This is a genomic window from Pseudanabaena yagii GIHE-NHR1 (assembly GCF_012863495.1).
In the GTDB taxonomy this organism is placed as follows: Bacteria; Cyanobacteriota; Cyanobacteriia; order Pseudanabaenales; family Pseudanabaenaceae; genus Pseudanabaena; species Pseudanabaena yagii.
This window is the reverse complement of the sequence record NZ_JAAVJL010000005.1, coordinates 1-20,806: the sequence shown is the minus strand read 5'-3', so window position 1 is coordinate 20,806 and position 20,806 is coordinate 1. Positions and strand designations below refer to the sequence as shown.

Annotated in this window: 12 protein-coding genes and 1 pseudogene; 6 read left to right on the top strand and 7 right to left on the bottom strand. The window is 44.1% G+C overall.

The genetic code is table 11. The features are described 5' to 3' along the window. Positions 1–10: 10 nt before the first annotated feature. From HC246_RS26130 to HC246_RS23985, 4 genes are read right to left on the bottom strand one after another with little or no spacing between them, the layout of a single operon-like run. The gene (locus HC246_RS26130; protein ID WP_169365962.1) at positions 11–571 is read right to left on the bottom strand and encodes a hypothetical protein; all 561 of its coding nucleotides are present in this window, start codon (positions 569–571) and stop codon (positions 11–13) included. Next, entirely contained in the window at positions 457–1,002 is a 546-nt protein-coding gene (locus tag HC246_RS26125; RefSeq protein ID WP_225903108.1) for a hypothetical protein, read from the bottom strand. The genes HC246_RS26130 and HC246_RS26125 overlap by 115 nt, the downstream gene beginning before the upstream one ends. Continuing rightward, on the bottom strand, positions 963–4,490 hold the full coding sequence (locus tag HC246_RS26120; RefSeq protein ID WP_169365961.1) for a hypothetical protein: 3,528 nt from the start codon (positions 4,488–4,490) through the stop codon (positions 963–965). The genes HC246_RS26125 and HC246_RS26120 overlap by 40 nt, the downstream gene beginning before the upstream one ends. Positions 4,491–4,504: 14 nt before the next feature. Further along, the gene (locus HC246_RS23985) at positions 4,505–4,732 is read right to left on the bottom strand and encodes a hypothetical protein (RefSeq protein WP_169365960.1); all 228 of its coding nucleotides are present in this window, start codon (positions 4,730–4,732) and stop codon (positions 4,505–4,507) included. Positions 4,733–4,957: 225 nt separating this feature from the next. Between HC246_RS23985 and HC246_RS23980 the strand changes: the two genes are divergently transcribed. Further along, entirely contained in the window at positions 4,958–5,737 is a 780-nt protein-coding gene (locus HC246_RS23980; RefSeq protein WP_169365959.1) for an HAD family hydrolase, read from the top strand. 499 nt (positions 5,738–6,236) lie between these two features. Continuing rightward, complete coding sequence (locus HC246_RS23975) at positions 6,237–9,440, top strand: hypothetical protein (protein ID WP_169365958.1); 3,204 nt, start codon at positions 6,237–6,239, stop codon at positions 9,438–9,440. On the opposite strand, the gene HC246_RS23970 is transcribed toward HC246_RS23975, so the two are convergent. The 3 genes from HC246_RS23970 to HC246_RS23960 form a co-directional block, all read right to left on the bottom strand. Further along, positions 9,430–11,619: an AAA family ATPase gene (locus HC246_RS23970; protein WP_169365957.1), complete on the bottom strand. Its 2,190-nt coding sequence runs from the start codon at positions 11,617–11,619 to the stop codon at positions 9,430–9,432. The two genes, HC246_RS23975 and HC246_RS23970, sit on opposite strands and share 11 nt — an antisense overlap. Before the next feature lie 9 nt (positions 11,620–11,628). Further along, positions 11,629–12,750: a ParB/RepB/Spo0J family partition protein gene (locus HC246_RS23965; RefSeq protein WP_169365956.1), complete on the bottom strand. Its 1,122-nt coding sequence runs from the start codon at positions 12,748–12,750 to the stop codon at positions 11,629–11,631. Positions 12,751–12,823: 73 nt separating this feature from the next. Beyond that, positions 12,824–13,615: a ParA family protein gene (locus HC246_RS23960; protein WP_169365955.1), complete on the bottom strand. Its 792-nt coding sequence runs from the start codon at positions 13,613–13,615 to the stop codon at positions 12,824–12,826. A gap of 316 nt (positions 13,616–13,931) precedes the next feature. On the opposite strand from HC246_RS23960, the gene HC246_RS23955 reads away from it, so the two are divergent. The 4 genes and pseudogenes from HC246_RS23955 to HC246_RS23935 all read left to right on the top strand — a co-directional run. Further along, positions 13,932–16,802, top strand: a complete 2,871-nt coding sequence (locus HC246_RS23955) for a helicase-related protein (protein WP_169365954.1) — start codon at positions 13,932–13,934, stop codon at positions 16,800–16,802. 14 nt (positions 16,803–16,816) lie between these two features. Then, a complete protein-coding gene (locus HC246_RS23950) occupies positions 16,817–18,169 on the top strand; it encodes a HEPN domain-containing protein (RefSeq protein ID WP_169365953.1) in 1,353 nt (450 codons plus the stop codon). A 1-nt stretch (position 18,170) separates the two neighbouring features. Further along, positions 18,171–20,420, top strand: a complete 2,250-nt coding sequence (locus HC246_RS26115) for an endonuclease domain-containing protein (RefSeq protein WP_263972570.1) — start codon at positions 18,171–18,173, stop codon at positions 20,418–20,420. Then, a pseudogene (locus tag HC246_RS23935) lies at positions 20,306–20,806 on the top strand (Eco57I restriction-modification methylase domain-containing protein); the annotation flags it as partial. The gene HC246_RS26115 and the pseudogene HC246_RS23935, both read left to right, overlap by 115 nt.

The window sequence follows — 20,806 nt, the reverse complement described above, 5'->3', positions numbered from 1 at the left end:
GATCTCTTCTTTATCTTTGTTCTTGGTTTCCCTTTTGATTTTCAGTTATTAACTGGAGGGCGCGATCGCAGTTTTTTGCATCTTTCACGGTTACTTGGCTGTGGGAGATCTCTAGTCCTTGCTGTACCAGCAATGGTAGATACTGGAATTTGCCTTGATTCACGACTTTACTATCCAATGTCAATGTATCGGTGGTCTGTTCCCATGTAGCTCTGTATTTACCTTCGTTGCCCTTGCGCTCAAATAAGAGGTTGCCATCCTGTGATTCTACATAGTCACTGTTGATTGTCAAGATTTCCCGCCATTGCGAGGCGACGTGCTGGCTTAATGTGTGATGATCATTGTGCATTGCTTGCTGTGCTTTTTCGGTGATGCTTTCACCTGCTATGAGATCTTGAATTCGGTCTATATATTTCTCGCTCTTGCCCAAATATTCGGCGGTGCCACTCCATTCGATTAGTTGCTGAATATCGGTAACGATGCTGTTATCGGCTTTGATCGGTTCTGTCGAGAAAATGGCACGATCTTGCCATCCACATAGTCGCCCAGTGGTTGAAAGTACAGTCCCCATGTGTTGCTATGTCCTTGAAAGGTGGTCAGTTCTTTGGCACTATGTTTTTCCATCTCCGACCATTGTTGTTGATAGGCTGCATCATTCAGCATTTCTGGGGTGATTTTGTACTGTTTGCCCACTTTAAAGGCGACTTTCTGCTCTCCTGCGATCGTGATCGCGATGTTCCCTTCCTTAAATCCATAGGCAGCATAGGGTTCATACCTCCGCGTCGTATGGCATCTGCCATGTCCACGCATGGCTTCGATACAGGTATTGACTGGTAATGGATTAGCTTCTCCATGCATCTTAAGGGGATAAACCATCTTGACAGGTTTTCCTGTGATTTTTACTGGCTGCTCTGAATCAAAATGACTACGCACTGATTCCCTCAATTGCGATTCTATCTTTTCTAGAGGATTTGCATGGGTGCTGCTTTTCTGAGTCTCCATAGGGCTTTCAGGTTGAGTATTAGTTTCAGTCGGGACTGTAGTGGTGGGGTAGCAAGCGCTTCGCGATCTCGCTCTGGGTCATACTTAACTCCCATCGCGGCGAGATTTTTCCACGACATTTCAATTAAACTTGCTTTTATTGCCTGACCTTCGTAGAGATAGGTAATCCCGTTAATTTTCCCTCCTGACTGTACCTGTGCTTTTAAGCCCACGTTCTCATCGGCAAGTTTTATCACGAATTCGGTCATTGTTGGCTGATTGGCGGCAGCTTTGGCGATCGCTTCTTTTAATTGCGGCGCAATGACATCAAGGTTGACGGCTTCTTTGACTCGCTCTGGGGACAGTCCGTGCCATATTTCAGGCAGTTTGAGTGTACTTCTATCGATCGCTAAGTCTGCATCTTTCTTACTGGCGGAAATATGGATATTTGCGATGAACTGACTACCAATAGGCATATAGGCTGCGTCATTGTGGACAACGCCCATATTTTTCCATTGGTCGCCTGTCTGGACTTGAATTACCCTCTTGTCATAGATCGGACTTTGAGGATTGGCTTCAATTGCCATTCGGCAATTGAATAATTCATTAGGTTGCCATTGTTTATCTTTCAGTTCGTTGGTTTCATACTGCAAGCCAATTACTTTGATTTTTGCTACCTGTAGTTCTTGTAGTCGGTTGGCTACGACTTGGGTAAACATCTTGCCTGCGATCGCGCGGTTGTTGTTATGCCATAGGGCGGCTGCTCGGCGATCTCTTTCGGTTTCTGGAATTGCATCCCTCTGGGTTTCTAGATATTTTTCGGCGGCAGCAAATTTGTCGTCAACGTCATTTTTGGAAATGCCCAGTTGGAATTCTAGTTTGAGGTTGCCGAAGATTTTGTCTTTTTCGATGGTTTTACCATAGGCAGTAACAGTGGCTGGGGAGATTAATCCCACGTCAATTTTGTCTCGATCAATTAGGGCAACCGCTTTGTAGGGATATTGTTTTTCGGTCTTCCAGTCCTTGTTCTTTGCCATCTGGATATCGACGGTTTCTCCTTTGCGGGCAATTTCCCAGATTGGGGACTCACCATCGGGGTCGGTGCTAATTACGCTGACGATTTCGATTTTGTTGCCTTTGCTAGAAGTAGCGGTGAGGGCAACGCCTTCTTCATGTTCCAGTCGGCTACGACTGGCGGCGGCTTCGGAGATGAGCTTGTTGTAGTGCGAAGCGATTCCCTTTGCCCATTCGCTATCTGCGGCGGTGTGGCTGTCTTTGGGGAAGATATGGTCAAAGCGATTGTAATTGCGATCGCCAATCAGACTATGTTCTTTGTAAATTTGATTGGCTTGTTCCACCATCCAGCCTACGGGGTCTTGAGTATTGGTTTTGATACCTTCAGCACCGATGTAGGCATAACTATTATCTTTGTCTTTAATCCACTCGACCTGTTTGTATTTGGCGACTTTCTGACAGAATTGGAATTCATCTTCATTGACTTTTCTGGCACTTTTGGGAGTATCGACTGCGCGTTGTAAGTTCACGGCTGCGAGGCTGTCTAACTGCCATAGCAGTCTCTCGGTTTTGGCTAAACCTTGGGCTACGGCAGTCGCTTTTTCTGGTTCAGGTAGGTTGGGGATGGTACTGGCGATTTGACTGATTTCGACAATCTGATTGCGCCACGATTCATTGAGAATGCGAAAGGTTTTCTTAGGATCTTTGTCTTCCGCAAGGAGTTTTTGGAAGTGTTTGCCAATATCTTGCAAGTATTTGCTGCTTTCGGCTTCTGGGATATATTGGGTTTCCCATCGCAAGGCTTCTAGCCTCATGCCGAGATTAGCAACTCTTCCTGTGGGGTTATCGGCGGCATTCACGGCGGCACTAGCTAGGGTGGCAAATCCATTGGCAGCATCGCGGGGAATCTTCTTTTCTTTTTCAACTTGAATTGGTTTGTTCTCTGGCAGATTCTTGTCGATAATCTCTTGGATTAGGGTTGGATATTGCTCAATAGTTTTCTGGAAACTGGCTTGTTGTTCGGGTGTCAATTGACTAGGAATTATTCCCACGCGATCGCCATCAAAGTCGATCACCAGTCGTTTCGCATCGTTGGGATTGAGGTAGCAGACTCCTCGCTGCCGATAGGCTTCGGGATCTAGTTCTCGCAGAACTGTGAGGTTATTGGTGAATACGTCAAAGTTAGCGGCATTGGCGACGGGACTACGGTAGATGGCAACTTCAGCTCCATCGGGTAATCCTGTAAAACTGACTTCGCCTTCTTGCAGTTGGTTGTGAGGTTGAGCGATGCCACTGGGGACGTAAACGCCTCCTGTGGCGACTTCTTGCCATTCACTTTGTAGGAATTCTCGCAGTCGTTTGGCGATGTCTTCCATTTCTAAGATCTGACAATGACCACCTTCAATCAGGTCGTTTTTGAGGATGTCATACAGCCAATCTTGGTATTCTTCGTTAGGTGAGGCTACTGTCTCTCGTTTAATTTCATTGGCTGTTGTGTTTTCTTGTAGGCTTAATCCCAGTTCTAGTGCTAGTTCTGGCTCGATGATTTGGTTAATGTTAGCGCGATCTCCTGTTTCTTCTTGCCTCTGCTGTAGGCGCTTTTCATGGCGTTCGATATACAGTTGCGCTATCTTGCGTGGATCGGATTGGGCTTCAGCGAGGCGTTCGGCTTTGACTTTTAGCTTAGGCAATACGTCTGCTTGGACTCCTTCAGGAAAGAAGACGAGAGCTTGAGTACCTAGTTTCTGTTCGGTAAATCTTGCATCTTCTTTTCTTGACCAGAATAGGCTGACTTCATGGATGCCTGTGGTGGTGGTTTTGTTGTCACCTTTGATGCTCGATTTGGCGATAATGCCATCGACTTCTAGGGCTTGGCAGAGCAAGCTGGCTCGACATGTGCCTTTGATTACGCCCTGCCATTCAGGTACGGCAGCTCGATATTGAAATGGGCGATTTGGTTCAGCTTGCAGTTGATTGGCGAAGTCGGGAGAGACAAGGCTATAGCAGTCGCCGAGTTTACTAGCGATTAAGCCCATCGCTTTTTTGCTGATGGTAATACCATTGCTTAGGGTAATAGGTTGATTTCCCCAGTCAGCATTGTATATTCCTGTGGCTGAGTCTATGTTCAGGGTTTCATCATCGACGATCAGGATTCTGGCTTGCTCTTTGAATATGGAGGTCTTGGCTTCGGATACGGGCAAGCTGCCATAGGCGACGGCATCGCTATGATTGGTGAAGATTTCTTGGCTTACCTTTTCAGCGATGGCGCGATCGCCAAAGTAAGCGGTTCTTCCATTGGCAAGGATTAGGTACAGTCCTTGCTCTTGCAGTTGCTCGATGTCTTTTTCGGTGATGCCGTCGTACATCTTGCCGACAGCGAGTTGACTCGGTTCGATATCTTTACCGATCTTCAGTTCAAGGTAGCTATGCTCAACTGCTTTCACGGGCAAGGGTAACTCTTGCCCTGTCTTCAGGTCAATCTGTCTAAATTCCATTTTATGGTTTCTCGCTAGAAGTCCAAGTCAATTTCTGGTTCTTTTTTGGGTTTGATTGGTTGGATTTTTGGTTTTACTCTTTGCTTCACTTTTACCCTTTTCCACTTTGGTTCGCCATCTTCGTCATACAGGGAATACTGCGATTCATAGCGGGCAATGTCATCAAAGCTGGCTAGTCCTTCGCTCAACAATTCTTCATAGGTATAGCCTGCATCAATCTTGGATTGGATATTGTTTCTCATGAGTTGCTCTTTAGGTGTTTAGGAATACAAAATTGGGTAGGTCAATCTTCAGTCTAGTAAATACTTTCTCTCAATTTCTCTAGATTGATGTTTGAGAATATTGTTCGTACAATTTCGGGGATTGTCAATCCTCCATTCATACTATTTATTCTTCACCAGCTGATCGCTAGATTTTCCATTAGCTTCCTGTTGGCTGTATTGTGGTTGTAGTTTCATTTTTTCTCTATGACCCTGCTCAATCTCAATCAAGCTGATTTGTCCGACATCCGTTTAATTGCTTCCGATGTTGATGGTACTCTTACTCATAATGGAAAATTCTCCTCCGATTTCATCTCCACTCTTCTCCATTTACAATCAGCAGGAATCAAAGTTCTATTGGTGACTGGTCGCTCGGCGGGTTGGGTCAGTGCTTTAGTGAATTATTTACCTGTGGCTGGGGCGATCTCAGAAAATGGTGGTTTATTTTTGCAACCCAATGGTCAACAAGATTTGCTTTGTTCGATTCCCAATCTATCCAGACATCGTATTCTCTTAGAAAATACTTTCCATCACATTAAGCAGAAATTTCCTAATCTTCAGACTTCCGCTGATAATCAGTTCCGCATTACCGATTGGACTTTTGATGTCGATAATTTATCGACTGATGATATTCACGCAATTTCTGCTCAATGCGATCTCATGGGTTGGAGTTTTACCTATAGCAATGTCCAATGTCATATCAAACCAATCCATCAAGATAAGGCAACGGGCTTAGATAAAGTACTCAAAAGTCATTTTCCTGAACTCAACTTGCAGCAAGTCCTAACCATTGGCGATAGCCCTAATGATGAGGCGATGTTTAATCCACAACTATTTCCCATTTCTGTTGGCGTAGCAAACATTCACCATTATCACGACAAGATGCTGCATTTACCCAAGTACGTTACTCAGGCTTCTGAGTTTGCGGGATTCCAAGAGTTAGCCCTGCTACTGCTCCGAAATCGTGTCATAAATGACATTATGTAAGCGTGACCTGCCTATGGAGCCTGAGAGCTATGAAATTTTGATCTTTTTTTGATCTTTTATGGATCAGATCTAGAGCGATCGCTGTATGATTTAATCACCGTTTTTGTCTACAGGAGATTTCTTAACCCGTTTTCCCCTTCAAAAACAAAAAAGCCAGTGACTTCGACCTCACCAGCTTTCTTGTAAACCCGAAGGTTTTTAAATTTAATATCCGAAAATGGACAGATGTTGCTTTTGCAGGGCAATTTTGTTCAGTGCTTCTCTATATCTTAACGCAAGATATAAGTTTAGCAATAGTTTTTGCTGCGAATTTTTTAAATTTTTTGCAAAAGCCAATAATTGATTATTGAACTGAATTCAAAAAGTCTGTCTGTTTTCTGATTGAAGTCGCTACAAACCTTACAATCAGGACAATCTAGATGTTTTTAAAGTCACCAGACTTGTTAAAGGCGATCTCTAGATCGATCACCTTTAACAGGCTTATTGGAGGTCAAAACTAATGACTTCCTTAAATAATCAGTATTCTTCTCGTAAGTTTTCACCTACTAAGTCCAATAATCCTTGCCCTATCTGCGATGACATCAAGGGTAAATGTCGTATTGCTTCGGACAATCAAGATTTTATCCTCTGCATGACCCATCCCAGTGATGTTGGTTTGCCTGATTGGAAATATTTGGGCGAAACTAGTGGCGGTTACTTTGCGGGTAAGTATGTCCGCAAACGTCCTGAGTCTGACTCAGAGCGCCAAGAGCGTCGTGCTAGCAATTTAAGACTGCGGATGGCTTACCAAAAGGCGAAGCGCGATGGTCTGGCTAAGTTGCCTGATGCGGCTCAACGAGATCGCCTTTATCAAGGTTATTTACAGAAACTTGATTTAGATAGTTTAGATAAAGCCGATTTAATAAGCCGTGGTTTGTCTGAGCTTGAAATTAAGCATCTGGGTGCTAAATCAACTATTTCTGGCTATATTCTGCCCATTAAAAATCCGTTGGGTCAGATTCTCGGTTTTCAAATCCGTTTGCGTGATGCTGATTCAGGTCGCTATCGCTGGCATAAACCTTTTGGCATCTCGGCACAACAACAAAATGGGGAGTTACCTCTTGCCTTTCATGGTGATATTCAGGTTGATTGTCAGCGTGTGGTCTTGGTTGAGGGTACTGGTGTTAAGCCTTATCTTGCTTCTAAGTTACGTGGTTGTGTGGCAATCGGTGCTTCGGGTGGACAGTTTGTGGCTAATAAAGTAACTTTACAAATTTACTTTGACACGATTGGGGCTAAACCTGATGTGACTCGTTTGGAATATGCGATCGATGCGGGTGATATTGCTAACCCATCCGTAATGCGTCGCCATGAGAAAAATCTCGATTTTCTGGCTGAGCTAGATTTTGCGGTGGATATTCTTTGGTGGGGTCAGTTTGCCAAAACTAATGATGATATTGATGAGTTATCAAGTGGGGCAGCAATTCAGCTTTTGACGGTTGAGCAGTTTTTTCAAATTGCTAATTATCAGCCTAAGCCAAAGTTTTCACCGTTCCATTGGTTGAAGGACAAGCTTTTTCCCAAGAAGACTGCTAAAGGTTTTACTAGTAAAGCTCAAGTTAGGAGATCGCCTCAACCCATCTCGACTCAGTTTGAGTACGCATCAGGCTCAAGACTGGAAACTTGGCGGGATTCATTATTAACTCATAAACATGTCCTTGATGCTTCGGCGACGGGTACGGGCAAAAGCTATGATGCGGGGCGATTGCGTCCTGAGTTATTTGCTGGTGTTGAGCGAATCATCTATATATCTAATGATTCGCGTAATGTCACCACGGCAACTTTGCAGGATTGGGCGATTCTGCCTGCGCGTCACAGTGGCTTGACTAATAAATCTGGGAAGTTACGTCGTGCTAAGTCGGGTGAGTCTTTGGAGACTAAGGCAAATTGTTCTCGCACTGGCGCGATTTCAGCTTTGCGCGATAAGGCGATCGCTGATACGAAGATAATTTGCGAGACTTGCCCTTTGCTCAATGCTTGTCGTGGTAGTTCGGGTGATGGGTTTGGGTTTCGTCATCAAAGGGCGATCGCTTTTAATTCTAAAATCTTGAGATCCCATCCTGCCAGTTTGCCTAGTCCCTCTGAGTTTGATTATTCCAAAACTTTATTGGTATGGGAGGAGGTGTCGGAAAGTTTAACGACGATGCGTCAGGTTTCAGTCGGTCGTGAGGATGTGGATCGGGCGATCGCTGTGATTTCTCGTTCTAGTCTTGACCATAAGCAGCAGATTATTGATGTGCTGAATAAGCTGCATGGTTTGCTGGATGATAAGTCCTATCATGGTCTGGATTTTCATGGGATTAAGTCAGCAATACCTGAAATTATTGATACGAATTCGCTGGCGGATTTGCTGAAGCCTGATCTTTCGATTCTGGATACGGTTGATGGTGTTGCCGATTCTGAGTTTGACAATGTTAAGGGTAGGGATAAGCGTGAGTTGGCTAGGGTTAATTCTTTGCTGAAGCAGATGACTACTCTTAATAGTCATGATATTGAGAAGAAGATTGACCGTGAGGTTTTGAAGCAGTGGTTGGTGGAGTTTCTTGATATTCTTTCTGGGGCTATTACTCATGGGGATTTGCATATTCAATATGAGAAATTAACGGTGTCTCTCTTGGATGAGCGTTTACGGGATATTGCTCACAGGTCAGCGGCAAATCTTTATCTCGATGCCACTATTGATGGGTCGGATCTGGAAATGCGCCTCAATGCTCCTGTGCATAGGATTAAGCAATCGGGTGAACTGGTGATGCCCGAAATTTTTCAGGTGTATAATCTGGGGCGTTTGGGTTTGCAGCGTAGTAATGCTCAGTCGGCTAAGGTTGAGGCAATCATTAATCATCTTGTCAATCTTGATCCCACTACTAGGGTGATTGATTTTAAGAAGTTTGCCAAGTCGGATGCACATGGTTTCTGGTTCCGCGATTCCCGTGGTTCTAATGATTTTAAGGATGCAAAGACTTTTGTGGTTGTCGGCACTCCTTGTGCCAATATTGCGATGCTTCGTGCTAATTATGTGGCGATGATGGGTTTACATCCAATTGATAAAGATCCTGCTTTTGCGGCGTTTGTTGATCGCCATATTTTGGCTACTGTCCAGCAGTGTTTTGGTCGTAAGGCGGGCGATCGCTTTAATCAGGGTGATGTTATTTACTTTTTGTCAGATTTTGATTTGGGTGATATGCCCCATACTCTTATTAAATCTGGTGATATCACTGCGGAAGCGATGTCTAATTTGGAGCTTTTACAATTTAAGGTATCTCAGGTGATTAACTCTGTTACCGATGGTGGTTTTGATTTGCTCAATGCTTCTCAACGTCAGCTATGCCAGTATTTTGATATTTCTCGTGGTGCTTTGCTACATCATTTGGATTGGATCAATTCGTTATTAGATACTTTATATAACCAATTGATCCATAGTTTTAATGAAAGTCTGTTTGCTCTTACTGATTCTCAGGATCTAGCAATTGTTGATCTTTGGGTTGGCACTACTGAGTTGTTTTTGTCTGAAGAGATCCCAATCAAGGAGACTTTGGCTGGCATTTTTGAGTTCTTTGCGGAACATATTCCCAACTATTTACATGGTCATGTTCTGGAGAGACTTTCGACTAATGCCCGTCATAAGTTATTTTCCACTTTGGCAGTCTTGGCGGTTAATGAATAATCATTGCTGCTGAACTTGTCCAATCTACTGTTTTATTCAATAGCTTATTTGTCAGTAATTGTTGAATGATCGCAATTTCATCATCAGTGAGAAACTTGGCTAGGTGGCTAACATAGGATGGCTTTGCCTGAGCTTTGCTAAACCAACGGTTTAACAAAGCCGTAGAAATTTGCATGGGTGTGATTATGCGTTCTACTTCTATTTCAACCTTTAAACTAACTTTCTCAAAAGCCGATCGCAAATCATCAATATCCCAATTTGTCATCGGATCATCAAGATTGGCATAGATTGATTCTTCAGCTTGCATCCAGCGATCGCCAAATTCATCAGGTAAATCAAGCAATCGATAAATTCGTTGTGTGTGTTTGGGAATTGATTCATAGAGAGCAATTTTGCCATCAAGTTGCAAGAGATTTGCTAATAGCTGAATGCAGGATAATTTATCAGGTTCTCGCATCAAAGCGTTATAGCCAATAATCGCCTCAAACTGTATAGAGGAGATCGCTTCTGGCAGTTCTATTAAAGAGCCATACGAAACTTCTGGACGCAACAGTTCGGGCAAACTTGCTGCTTGTTCTTGCAAAGCGATCGCCTCATTTTCCTGATAAGTCATTGCATAGACTCCGCCTTCTGGAACCGATCGCAATGCTTCCCATGTCATTAAACCTGTTGCGGCATTTAGGTTGAGAACTACATGATGACGTTGTAGCGATAATTTGGAGAATAGGCGATCGCGTATTTTGGCTAATCTTTCACCTGCCTGTCCGATGGTGCGTTGTAACCAGCGATCGCTTTTAGTATCAGTGGGGCTAAAGATGAGGATTTCAGGCAATTCTATGACTACTCCGCTCACCATTGCGGCTAATTGAGCTTCGCGGCGGCGTTCTACTTGTAACTTAATCGCAGCTTCTGCCCCTTGATCTGATGGTTGATAGAATACTTGTCCTTGCAAACTGCTGGGTAAATATTGCTGCTCGATCCAATGGTCGCGATAGGCGTGGGGATAGAGATAGCCGGCTCCATGACCGAAGCCTTTTTTATCGCGACTGCTATCTTTGAGGGGATTGGGAACATCGGATTGACGTTCCTGCTCTACGGCGGCGATCGCATCGAAAAATCCCATGAGACTGTTTGATTTGGGAGCATTGGCAAGATAGAGTGTGGCTTGGGCTAGATGATAGCGACCTTCGGGTAAGCCAATGCGGTCAAAGGCTTCAGCGCAAGCATTCACGACTACCACTGCTTGTGGGTCTGCAAGTCCGATATCTTCACTCGCTAAAATCAGTAATCGTCGCAAAATAAAGCGCGAATCTTCGCCTGCATAGACCATTTTGGCTAACCAATAGAGAGCAGCATCAGGATCGGAACCGCGCACGCTTTTGATGAAGGCGCTAATCGTATCGAAGTGAGCATCGCCTTCTTTGTCGTAGAGAACTGCTCTTTGTTGAATCGATTCTTCGGCTACGGATAAAGTAATAGCGATCGCGCCATCTTTATCGGGTTCCGTTGTTTCTACTGCTAGCTCCAAGGCATTCAGCAATGACCTTGCATCACCATTGGCGACATTGGCTAAATGGGCGATCGCTTCTTCAGTAACATTTACATTGAGATTGCCGTAACCTCTTTGGCGATCGCTAATTGCTTGTTCTAATACGCGCCGTAAATCCGCTTCAGTTAATGGCTTTAATTGAAATAAACGCGATCGACTGACTAATGCTTTATTTACTTCAAAGAAGGGATTTTCGGTAGTTGCACCGATGAGAATGATTGTGCCATTTTCTACCCAAGGCAGTAATGCGTCCTGTTGGGATTTGTTGAAGCGATGCACTTCATCGACAAAGAGGATCGTGCGTTGATTGTGATAGCCGCGTTGGGTTTGGGCGGTTTCAATTGCTTCTCTGATTTCTTTTACACCTGCGAGCACAGCATTGATAGCAATAAAGTGGGCGTTGGTGGTGTTGGCGATAATGCGGGCTAGAGTAGTTTTGCCTGTGCCAGGGGGACCATAAAAGATGAGGGATGATAGGCGATCTGCTTGAATGGCACGGCGTAGCAGTCTTCCTTGTCCGAGGATATGTTCTTGCCCGATGAATTCATCGAGGTGGCGCGGACGTAGGCGATCGGCTAGGGGGGCTTCTGATGCGGTGATTTGTTGACGATGGTTCTCGAATAGGTTCAAGATTTTTGCTTAACCATTTGTAATTTCTAAGATAGATTCAATTTCTGCCAGCTTTTGCTGAAACAATGTGCGTAGATCTGTGAGATGTTGTGAATCTATGTTGGAGATATTTTCCTTAGATAATTTCTCTACACTTCGCTGTATCGCCATAATTTGTTTCGACGAACTATGATCTGATTTAATGTATTTAGCCTTAATTTGAGAAACAAGTTCTCTGGTCTTGGCTACATTTAACTCTTGGGATAATACTTGCTCTGTAGCTTTAATACGTTCTTTGGAAGCTATTTTTTCCGAAATTCCTAAGGCTTTGGCTGATAAGACAGAAAGTGCTAAGGCATGAGCTCCCTTGAGTCCTTTTTCTCTAATGGATTGCTTTAAATCATTAGGTAGGGAGAGCATCGGCATTAGATTGGCTTTGACTGATGTAGGATTGAGGGCTAATCCTAGCAACACTAATAGTAATTTTTCTTCAGCTTCATTAACGCCTAAACTTTTAAGCCCTAATTTTTGTTCTTCAGTACTAACAGTGATAAGACTGGTGAGTTGACTTGTTTGTTTTTGTCTTTCTAAACGTCTTAACACTGTTGCCAGAACTGTCAATATCTCCTCAGTACTCATACTGGTAACATCGGCAACTTCTTTAGAAATTGCTTCTGCTTTGTCCAGAGGGTTAAGATCCTCATGGTGAATAAATGTCAGTAGTGCTTTTCGATGTAAGTCATCGGGCATGATGGCGATGACCGATCGCAATGTTTGCCAGCCTAAGATTTTGGCTGCTTCCCAACGGCGTTGACCATCTAATAGGAGATAGTTGTCATCTTGAGGTATCACAATTAATGGTGTGATTTGTCCATCTTTTTCGAGACTTCTAGCAATGGTTTGAATACTTTCATTGGTGATAGTCTGACGTGGTTGATGAGGATTAGCTTGAATCTTGCTTACCTCAATATCTTTTTCCCCCGACTGTTCTTGTAGCTGAGATCTAAGGGCTTCAATTTGCTTTTCTAGGACAGGAGATTGAGAAGATCGCAGCTTTTCTACTTCGGCTTGTAGTTCGCTAATACGTTGTGCTTGATCTGTTGCTTGGATTGCACTAGTAAATCTTTGTGAAATTGCTGGAATTTTGCCCATTGTTGTACTCTCTGTTTAGGTTGATTTGAATAGGGTTAGCATTTTGTATCGTCAACCCTAAACTTTTGATGATTTAGCCTTTTGATAATTTAATGATGTCTTTGGCGATCTCTTGAAAATCACTACAAGCAGGATGATTCGGGCGATATTTCTGTAATGGCAACCCATTAGCGCTAGAGTTTTTAAATTCTGATGAGTCTCGAATATGAGGATATAGTTTGATCTTTAACTGCTCAGTTATTTCTGGCAACTGTTGTAAATATTGTCTATGAATTGCACGGCTACTGTCATAGAGGCTTGGGACTAGTCCAAGTATTTGGGGAGAAGGCTCGAGTTTGAGATCGTCGGTGATGGCGATCACCCATTCAACTAAATCCGCGACTCCAGAGATGGATTTCATTTCTAGTTGGATTGGCACAAGTAATCCTGTGCTAGCTGCGATCGCATTTTCGCAAATGATGCCCATTGTGGCGGGACAGTCTAAGATCACAACATCATGACGGAGGGGATGACTTTTTAAGCGATCAGCAAGAGCGTACTCGCCTCGGCGACGAATTACTAGATCATCGGCTAGTCTTGCCATACTTGGATGTCCTTGACAGACTTCGATGTTAGGAATATCCCATGCGGGAACTAATGTCCAATCTCCTGTAAACTCTTTAGACAAAGCCCCAACTATGGATGTCTCTGGAGTGGCGGGTGGAAGCCCACAGAAAACATCTAGGGCGCGTTGAGGATCGAGATCGATTAATGCAACAGATATTTTATGCTTGCTCAATTCATAGGCGAGGTGGACAGCGAGAGTTGATTTCCCCACGCCGCCTGCATTTGCAACGATTCCTATGATGATTTGTTTTCTGCTCATGTCATTGCCAGCGATGTCGTATTTTAATATACGACACAAAGAACCCAAAAGTTACGGGATACGTTGCGGATCCCATAACTTTTGGGTTCTTTATCTTTAAAGTGTGTTTAGCTCTAGTAAAAACGAGAAAGTCCTACCACTTGTTCTCTCGGTTGATATCCTGAACAAAAATTGCTTTGCTGTAGTTATTGTGAAAATTTAATGCTAAATTGGTTGCTATTGGGTGTCGTATTTTAAAATACGACATATTAGCTCTTTCTAGTTCTTTCATTTACGCAGATTATTTTGATGCGCTTGACCATATAAAATGCCAACAATGCCTAGTTATAACATTGGTTCTGTAGTTACTTGTCGCGATCGCCAGTGGGTGGTTTTGCCATCAGATCATGCTGATGTAATCAGGCTAAGACCTCTAAGCGGTAACGAGGATGAGATTTGTGGCATTTTCAATAAACTGGGATTGGAAGTCATTGAGTCAGCCGAGTTCCCTGCACCACAACCTGAAGCGATTCAAGATCGTCAAGCTGCTTTGTTATTAATGGATGCTGCAAGGCTAAGTTTACGGAATGGGGCGGGACCTTTTCGAAGTTTGGGGAGATTGTCGGTTTATCCGCGTCCCTATCAGATGGTTCCTTTGCTGATGGCTTTGCGGTTGCCGACAGTGCGATTGTTGATTGCCGATGATGTGGGGATAGGCAAGACGATTGAGGCGGGTTTGATTGCAAGAGAAATGCTTGATCGCCATGAAATTAAGCGCCTTGCGGTTTTATGCCCTCCGCACCTCTGCGATCAGTGGCAAAGGGAATTACGGGAAAAATTTCATATTGAAGCAGTCGTGATTCGGTCGGGGACAGTGGGCAAATTAGAGCGATCGCTACCTGCGGGAGATCATCATGTATTTGGCTACTATCCCCATATCATCGTTAGTCTCGACTATGCCAAGTCCGATAAACGGCGAGCGAGTTTTTTAGCCCATTGTCCAGAGTTAGTAATTGTTGATGAGGCGCATACCTGTTCGCGTCCGAGTGGTCAAAGTGCTTCGCAACAGCAGCGCCATCAGTTAGTGAATGAGATCGCGGCAAAGCAAGATCAACATTTAATGCTGCTATCAGCAACGCCCCATAGCGGTATTGAAGAATCTTTTTTGTCAATTTTGGGCTTTATTAAACCAGAATTTGCGGCGATGAATTTAGAACATCTCTCAGAGAAAGAGAGAATCAACTTAGCCAATCATTTTATCCAACGTCGTCGCGCTGACGTGAAGCAGTGGCTAGGCAGTGAAACCCCATTTCCTGAAAGACTATCCACTGAGCTTAGTTACAAGCTGACGCGAGAATATCGCGAATTATTTAATGCGGTTTATGATTTTGCGCGGGGCTTAGTTAATGGTGTTACCGATGATATGTCCTATGCTCAAAAGCGGGGACGGTATTGGGCGGCGTTGGCGCTAATTCGTTGTGTGATGTCATCCCCTGCGGCTGCGGTAGCGACCTTGAGTAAACAGGTGGAAAAACGTGAGGTTTCGGAGCAGTTAGAGGAAGAATCGATCGATGAAGACTTGATGGCATCCTATGTTTATGATCCGACAGAACAGGAGCAGTCTGCTGATGCTCAGCCCACATTGGCGATCGAGCAGGGACAGCAACAATATCGAGATAGCGATCGCAAAAAGCTCAAAGCTTTTGTCCAGTCTGCTGAAAAACTTTACGGCGCAAAGGATGCCAAACTCCAACAGGCGATCGCTACGGCGATCACGTTGCTCAATGAAGGACATCATCCGATTATCTGGTGTCGCTATATTGCGACGGCGCATTATGTGGCAAAACATTTAGGCGATGTGCTGAAGCAAAAGCTTGATAAAAAGGGCGATCGCTTGCGGGTCTTGGCGATTACGGGTGAGCAGTCGGAAGATGAACGGGAGATATTTTTAAATGAGCTTGCCAGCTATGAACAAAGAGTATTAGTGGCAACGGATTGCCTCAGTCAAGGTGTGAACCTGCAAGAGCATTTCTCAGCAGTGCTGCACTATGACTTACCTTGGAACCCGAACCGACTAGAACAGCGTGAGGGCAGGGTCGATCGCTATGGTCAAAAAGCATCGGAGGTGAAATGCGCTTTACTCTGTGGACAGGACAATCCCATTGATGATGTGGTCTTAAAAGTATTGATTCGCAAGGCAGTGAAAATCCATCGTTCCTTGGGAATTACCGTGCCTGTGCCGATGGATAACGCCAATATTACCGAGCGAATTTTTAACTCCCTATTTGAATACGAATCGGCAGGCGTACAGCTATCACTGTTTGATGCTGGCTCACAGTTGGCGCTACTGGATAAGGAAATGAATCGGATTTGGGAGCAAGCTGAAGAAAAAGTTAGCCGTACAAGGTTTGCTCAGAGGGCAATTACTTCTGAAGATGTGCAACAGGAATTAATTGAGTCCGATCGCGTGTTGGGTAGTGCGACAGAAATCGAGCGCTTTGTGCGATCAGCTTGTGGGCGTTTGAATGCCTCACTCATTCCCAAAACAATCCAAAAGCATCCTTGCTATGTGCTGCCAAATATTCCGCCCCAGATTGCGCCAAATCTATCCGCATTCTTAGGCGATCGCCAAAAGCTAACCCTTTCCTTTGTCAGTCCTACACCAGAAGGAGTCGAATTTATTGGGCGCAATCATCCCCTAGTCGAAAGCTTGGCGAGGTATCTATTAGAGAATGTCTTGACTAATACCACTAATCCTGTGGCGGCGCGTTGTGGTTTTACGGTGACAGATGCGGTAACTAAGCGCACGACGTTATTACTATTGCGCTTACGGCATTTGATTGATAGCCCCAAACAAGGACTTAAGGAGGATAAAAGCCTATTAGCTGAAGAATGTTTAGTGGTTGGTTTTACAGGAACATCTGAAAATCCGATTTGGCTAGAGCAAAGTGAGGCTTTACGGTTAATTGAAACTGCCGAACCCGTAGCCGATCCGCCTAGTTTGGGATTGGTGCGATCGGATATGCGCGACTTGTTAGAAAGTATGGAAGATTTACAGGAGGAATTAGAGTTAATTGCGAAGTCGCGATCGCAAGATTTAGCGCAATCTCATCGTAGAGTTAGAGCAATTACGAAGGAGGGACAGGTCAAAGTGAAGGCTCAGTTACCGATGGATCTGCTCGGTGTCTATGTTTTAAAATCAAAATAACGAGGGAACTCATCATGTCTCAGAAAAACAAAACAAATGTATTGGAAGTATTAAAAACTCTTGTAGCTAATGCAAAATTGACAGACGATTCAACAAATTTGCAAGAAAATATTTTAGCTCTGTTGAGTTGTAATGAAGAAAAGCAAATTGATGTGTATGGTGATTCAAGACTATTACTATCACCAGATATTTTAAAAGAGAGTGCCGAAAAAATTTTATGTGAATACAAAGAAATTAAAAAGAGTATATCCAATGAATATTTCCAAAACGAATTGAGGAATATAGTTCTTGACTGCATAAAAAATGGAACTATTCCAACAAAAGAAACTATAGATAGACTTATGAAGGAAATAGAAAGTGTGATGCCTATTCAAACATGGGAAGTTTTTCGTCCTTTTTACGGAGCAGAGCTTATCTCAAGTGAAACTTTTGAACTAGGGGGCTATAAGATTTATTCAATTCCAAAGTATCAAGAAGCTGTTAAAGAGATTCCACATCTCGATTTATTGACAAGATCCAATCCTGATACTGCTCAACATCACTTAATAATAAGTGTTAAAGTTGATGCTCGTGACGCAGTTAAGGCAGATGAGTTAGCCTGTTCAAAGTTTCATCAATTTGACAACATTATCAGATATATGTTGGGAAGCTTAGATAATTCCTTGGATGTAGGAGTGTTTGAGTATGTTGGAGCATCTATAGAAAAAGTCTTTTTGCTTTCATCACCAAAAAACCACCATTCTAGGTCTAGAATTAATGGTGTTTTCCAACCTGTAGAGCTAGATGGGAAATTTCCAATTCGTTTTGAAGGCATGGATCAAGAGCAGTTTAGCTCAATGCCCGAATATTATTTCAAGAATGCACAGTTTGGACATGAATGGATTTGGGAAGTAGCTAGCACGCCTAATCCTACAAAGTTGCAAAGTAAAATAATTACTGCCATTGAGTGGGTGGGAAAAGCTATTAGGGATAATGATAATGCAAGAGCCTTTGTTCAAGTGGTTTTTGCTTTTGAATCAATTTTTACTTTTCAAGAAAAAAATGTTCTTGTGTCTCCAGGCATTGCTAATCAGATATCTGAATCTGTAGCGTTTATTTTGGGAACAAATCTTGAAGAACGAATTGTTTGTGAGAAACAAGCCAAGACTATTTATGGTAATAGATCGGCTATAGCTCATGGAGGTAGCAGTAGTATTTCTGATATAGAGCTTGATGAAGCTATAGATCTTATCAAGCGTGTAATTTTGAAAATGACTACTGAGACTAATTTCAAATCAATGAATTCCATTGAAGAGTTTTATAAATGGATGCAGCAGCAAAAATATTCGTGTGTCGAAGCTACTCAAACTAATTTGAGGGCTGATTGACATGAGTATAACTACAGGTTTACATATCGAAGGCAACTTAATTGCGGGTGATATTCTTGCCGATTTATTTGGAAGCAATATCAAGGGACAAGCACCTGAAGACTTTGGCTTTGCCAAGGCGGATAAGCTGGCGGATGAGATTGCGACGGTGTGGGGTGAGGCGAAAAAGTTTTGGGCAGGATTTAAAAAATCCCGTGAAGAATCAAGTTTCTCGGAGTCAGGGACTACGGAAACGCGCAAGGCTTGGGTTGTGCCTTTGCTTTATAACTTGGGATATTTGCCTACTTTTAGGGGTGAGGCGGAAGTTATTGATGGACAGAGTTTTGCGATTTCGCATCGGGCGGGAGTTGGGGATGGGGAGGTTGCTAAAGCAACTACTACGGAAACACCTCCGATTCACATTACTGGATGCAGAATAAGACTTGACCATAAGCCGCCGAGTGGAAATCCGAGGCTGTCGGCTCATGGGTTGATGCAGGAATATCTCAATCGGACTGAGCATCTATGGGGGATTACTACCAATGGTTTGCAGTGGCGGTTGTTGCGTGATTCTTCTTTGATGACGCGGCTTACTTATATTGAGTTTGATCTTGAGCAAATTTTAGAAGGAGAGAACTTTGCGGAATTTGGGTTGTTTTATCGTCTGTTTCACCGATCGCGTTTACCGATAGGAATGGACGATGCCCATGAGTGCCTGTTGGAGTTTTATCATCAAGAAACTTTACAGCAGGGCGGTAGGGTACGCGATCGCCTACGCGATGGTGTCGAAAAAGCGATCGCCCAATTAGGTAATGGTTTCTTACAGCATCCAAAAAATCAAGCACTGAGGGATGCTCTTACTCCCACTCTTGCTCCCCTCTCCCCCCTTGGGAGAGGGGCTGGGGGTGAGGGCAAAATTAGCGATCGCGATTTTTATCGACAAATCCTGTTGCTGATCTATCGCCTGTTATTCTTGATGGTGGCGGAGTCGCGCAATTTGTTACTGACGGGCGAAGATCCTGAAAAGGTACGCATTTATGAAGAGTATTACAGCATTGAGCGTTTACGCGCTCTAGCAGAAAAGGCGATCGTTCCTCGCCGCGAAGGATTTCAAGACCTATGGCAAGGTTTGCGGGTGACGTTTTGCCTTTTTGATGAAAACTGGCGCGGTGAGTTGTTGGGGCTATCACCGCTAAATGGTGATTTGTTCGGCTCAACGACTTTGCCAGAGCTAAATGTCAGTGCCTTAGATAATTACGATCTGATGGTTGTCATTCGTAATCTATCGCTCTATGCACCGACCGATAAGGCGCAACTGCGGCGGGTTAATTATGCGGCGCTGGATGTGGAGGAGTTGGGCAGTGTTTACGAGAGTTTGTTAGATTTTCATCCACAGGTGAGTTTGTCTCAGGGTAAGTATGAGTTTTTATTAGTGGCAGGTAGCGATCGCAAAACGACGGGAGCCTATTACACGCCATCGGAGCTTGTGGCGCAGTTGGTGAAGAGTGCCTTGGAGCCTGTGATTGCAGAAAGGATGAATGAGGCGAAGAATTCCCTCACCCCTGCCCCTCTCCCAAGGGGGGAGAGGGGTTCTGAGAATTATTTAGAGATTTCTGCGGGGTTGCGATCGCGAATGACGGAAATTGCTCGTCAATTGCGTCGTGAATCAACTAAGAGTGAGTCAATCTTGTGGGAAGCCTTAAGGAATCGCCAACTAGAAGGATATAAATTTAAGCGCCAACAGACGATTGGTAGTTTTGTGGTTGATTTCTTTTGTGCTTCTGAGAGTTTAATCGTAGAAATTGATGGCAGCATTCACGATTTACAACAAGATCTAGATCGACAGCGCCAAGAAATTCTTGAATCGCTAGGATTGCGTTTTGTCAGAATCAGTAGCCATCTGGTAGAAACCAACCTCCAAAAAGCTCTAGAAATCATCAAACAAGCTCTTGCTCCCCTCTCCCAAAACTCTACTAGCTATGCCAATAGTTTACCCTCACCCCCTAGCCCCCTCTCCCAAAAAGGGAGAGGGGGAATAGGAACAGGAGAAGATCTTGCTCCCCTCTCCCCCTTGGGAGAGGGGCTGGGGGTGAGGGTCTTCAACAACTTCAAGAAGCCGCCCTCCTCTCCATTAAAGTCTGCGATCCTGCCTGTGGGTCGGGACATTTCCTGTTGGCAGCAGCACGGCGGATTGGGAAGGAATTGGCTAAAGTGCGGACGGGTGAGGCTGCGCCTAGTCCTGAACCTTTGCGTGAGGCGACTCGTGATGTGATTCAGCATTGCATTTATGGCGTGGATATTAATCCCCTAGCCGTTGACCTTTGCAAGGTGGCGCTTTGGATTGAGGGTTTTGCGAAGGGGATGCCCCTTAATTTCCTCGACCATCGCATTAAGTGCGGTAACTCGTTGGTGGGTGTTTTAAATCTTGATGTATTAAAGAAAGGGATTCCTGATGAGGCGTTTAAGGCGGTGACGGGGGATGATAAGGCGCTGTCTACTCAGTTGAAGAAGGCGAATAAGAAGTCAAAGGCAACTGATCTTCAAGGGCAACTCTCGACGGCGGTGCAGTTGGTTGATGATTTAGCGGAAATTGCCTCGGCATGGCAGGAGTTGGATTTGATTCCTGAGAATACGCCTGAGTTTGTGAAGCAAAAGAAG

What these genes read in the sequence shown, in the direction of transcription:
- HC246_RS26130 (WP_169365962.1), bottom strand. Translation starts at nt 571, where the DNA reads ATGGGGACTGTACTTTCAACCACTGGGCGACTATGTGGATGGCAAGAT.
- HC246_RS26125 (WP_225903108.1), bottom strand. Translation starts at nt 1,002, where the DNA reads ATGGAGACTCAGAAAAGCAGCACCCATGCAAATCCTCTAGAAAAGATA.
- HC246_RS26120 (WP_169365961.1), bottom strand. Translation starts at nt 4,490, where the DNA reads ATGGAATTTAGACAGATTGACCTGAAGACAGGGCAAGAGTTACCCTTG.
- HC246_RS23985 (WP_169365960.1), bottom strand. Translation starts at nt 4,732, where the DNA reads ATGAGAAACAATATCCAATCCAAGATTGATGCAGGCTATACCTATGAA.
- HC246_RS23980 (WP_169365959.1), top strand. Translation starts at nt 4,958, where the DNA reads ATGACCCTGCTCAATCTCAATCAAGCTGATTTGTCCGACATCCGTTTA.
- HC246_RS23975 (WP_169365958.1), top strand. Translation starts at nt 6,237, where the DNA reads ATGACTTCCTTAAATAATCAGTATTCTTCTCGTAAGTTTTCACCTACT.
- HC246_RS23965 (WP_169365956.1), bottom strand. Translation starts at nt 12,750, where the DNA reads ATGGGCAAAATTCCAGCAATTTCACAAAGATTTACTAGTGCAATCCAA.
- HC246_RS23960 (WP_169365955.1), bottom strand. Translation starts at nt 13,615, where the DNA reads ATGAGCAGAAAACAAATCATCATAGGAATCGTTGCAAATGCAGGCGGC.
- HC246_RS23955 (WP_169365954.1), top strand. Translation starts at nt 13,932, where the DNA reads ATGCCTAGTTATAACATTGGTTCTGTAGTTACTTGTCGCGATCGCCAG.
- HC246_RS23950 (WP_169365953.1), top strand. Translation starts at nt 16,817, where the DNA reads ATGTCTCAGAAAAACAAAACAAATGTATTGGAAGTATTAAAAACTCTT.
- HC246_RS26115 (WP_263972570.1), top strand. Translation starts at nt 18,171, where the DNA reads ATGAGTATAACTACAGGTTTACATATCGAAGGCAACTTAATTGCGGGT.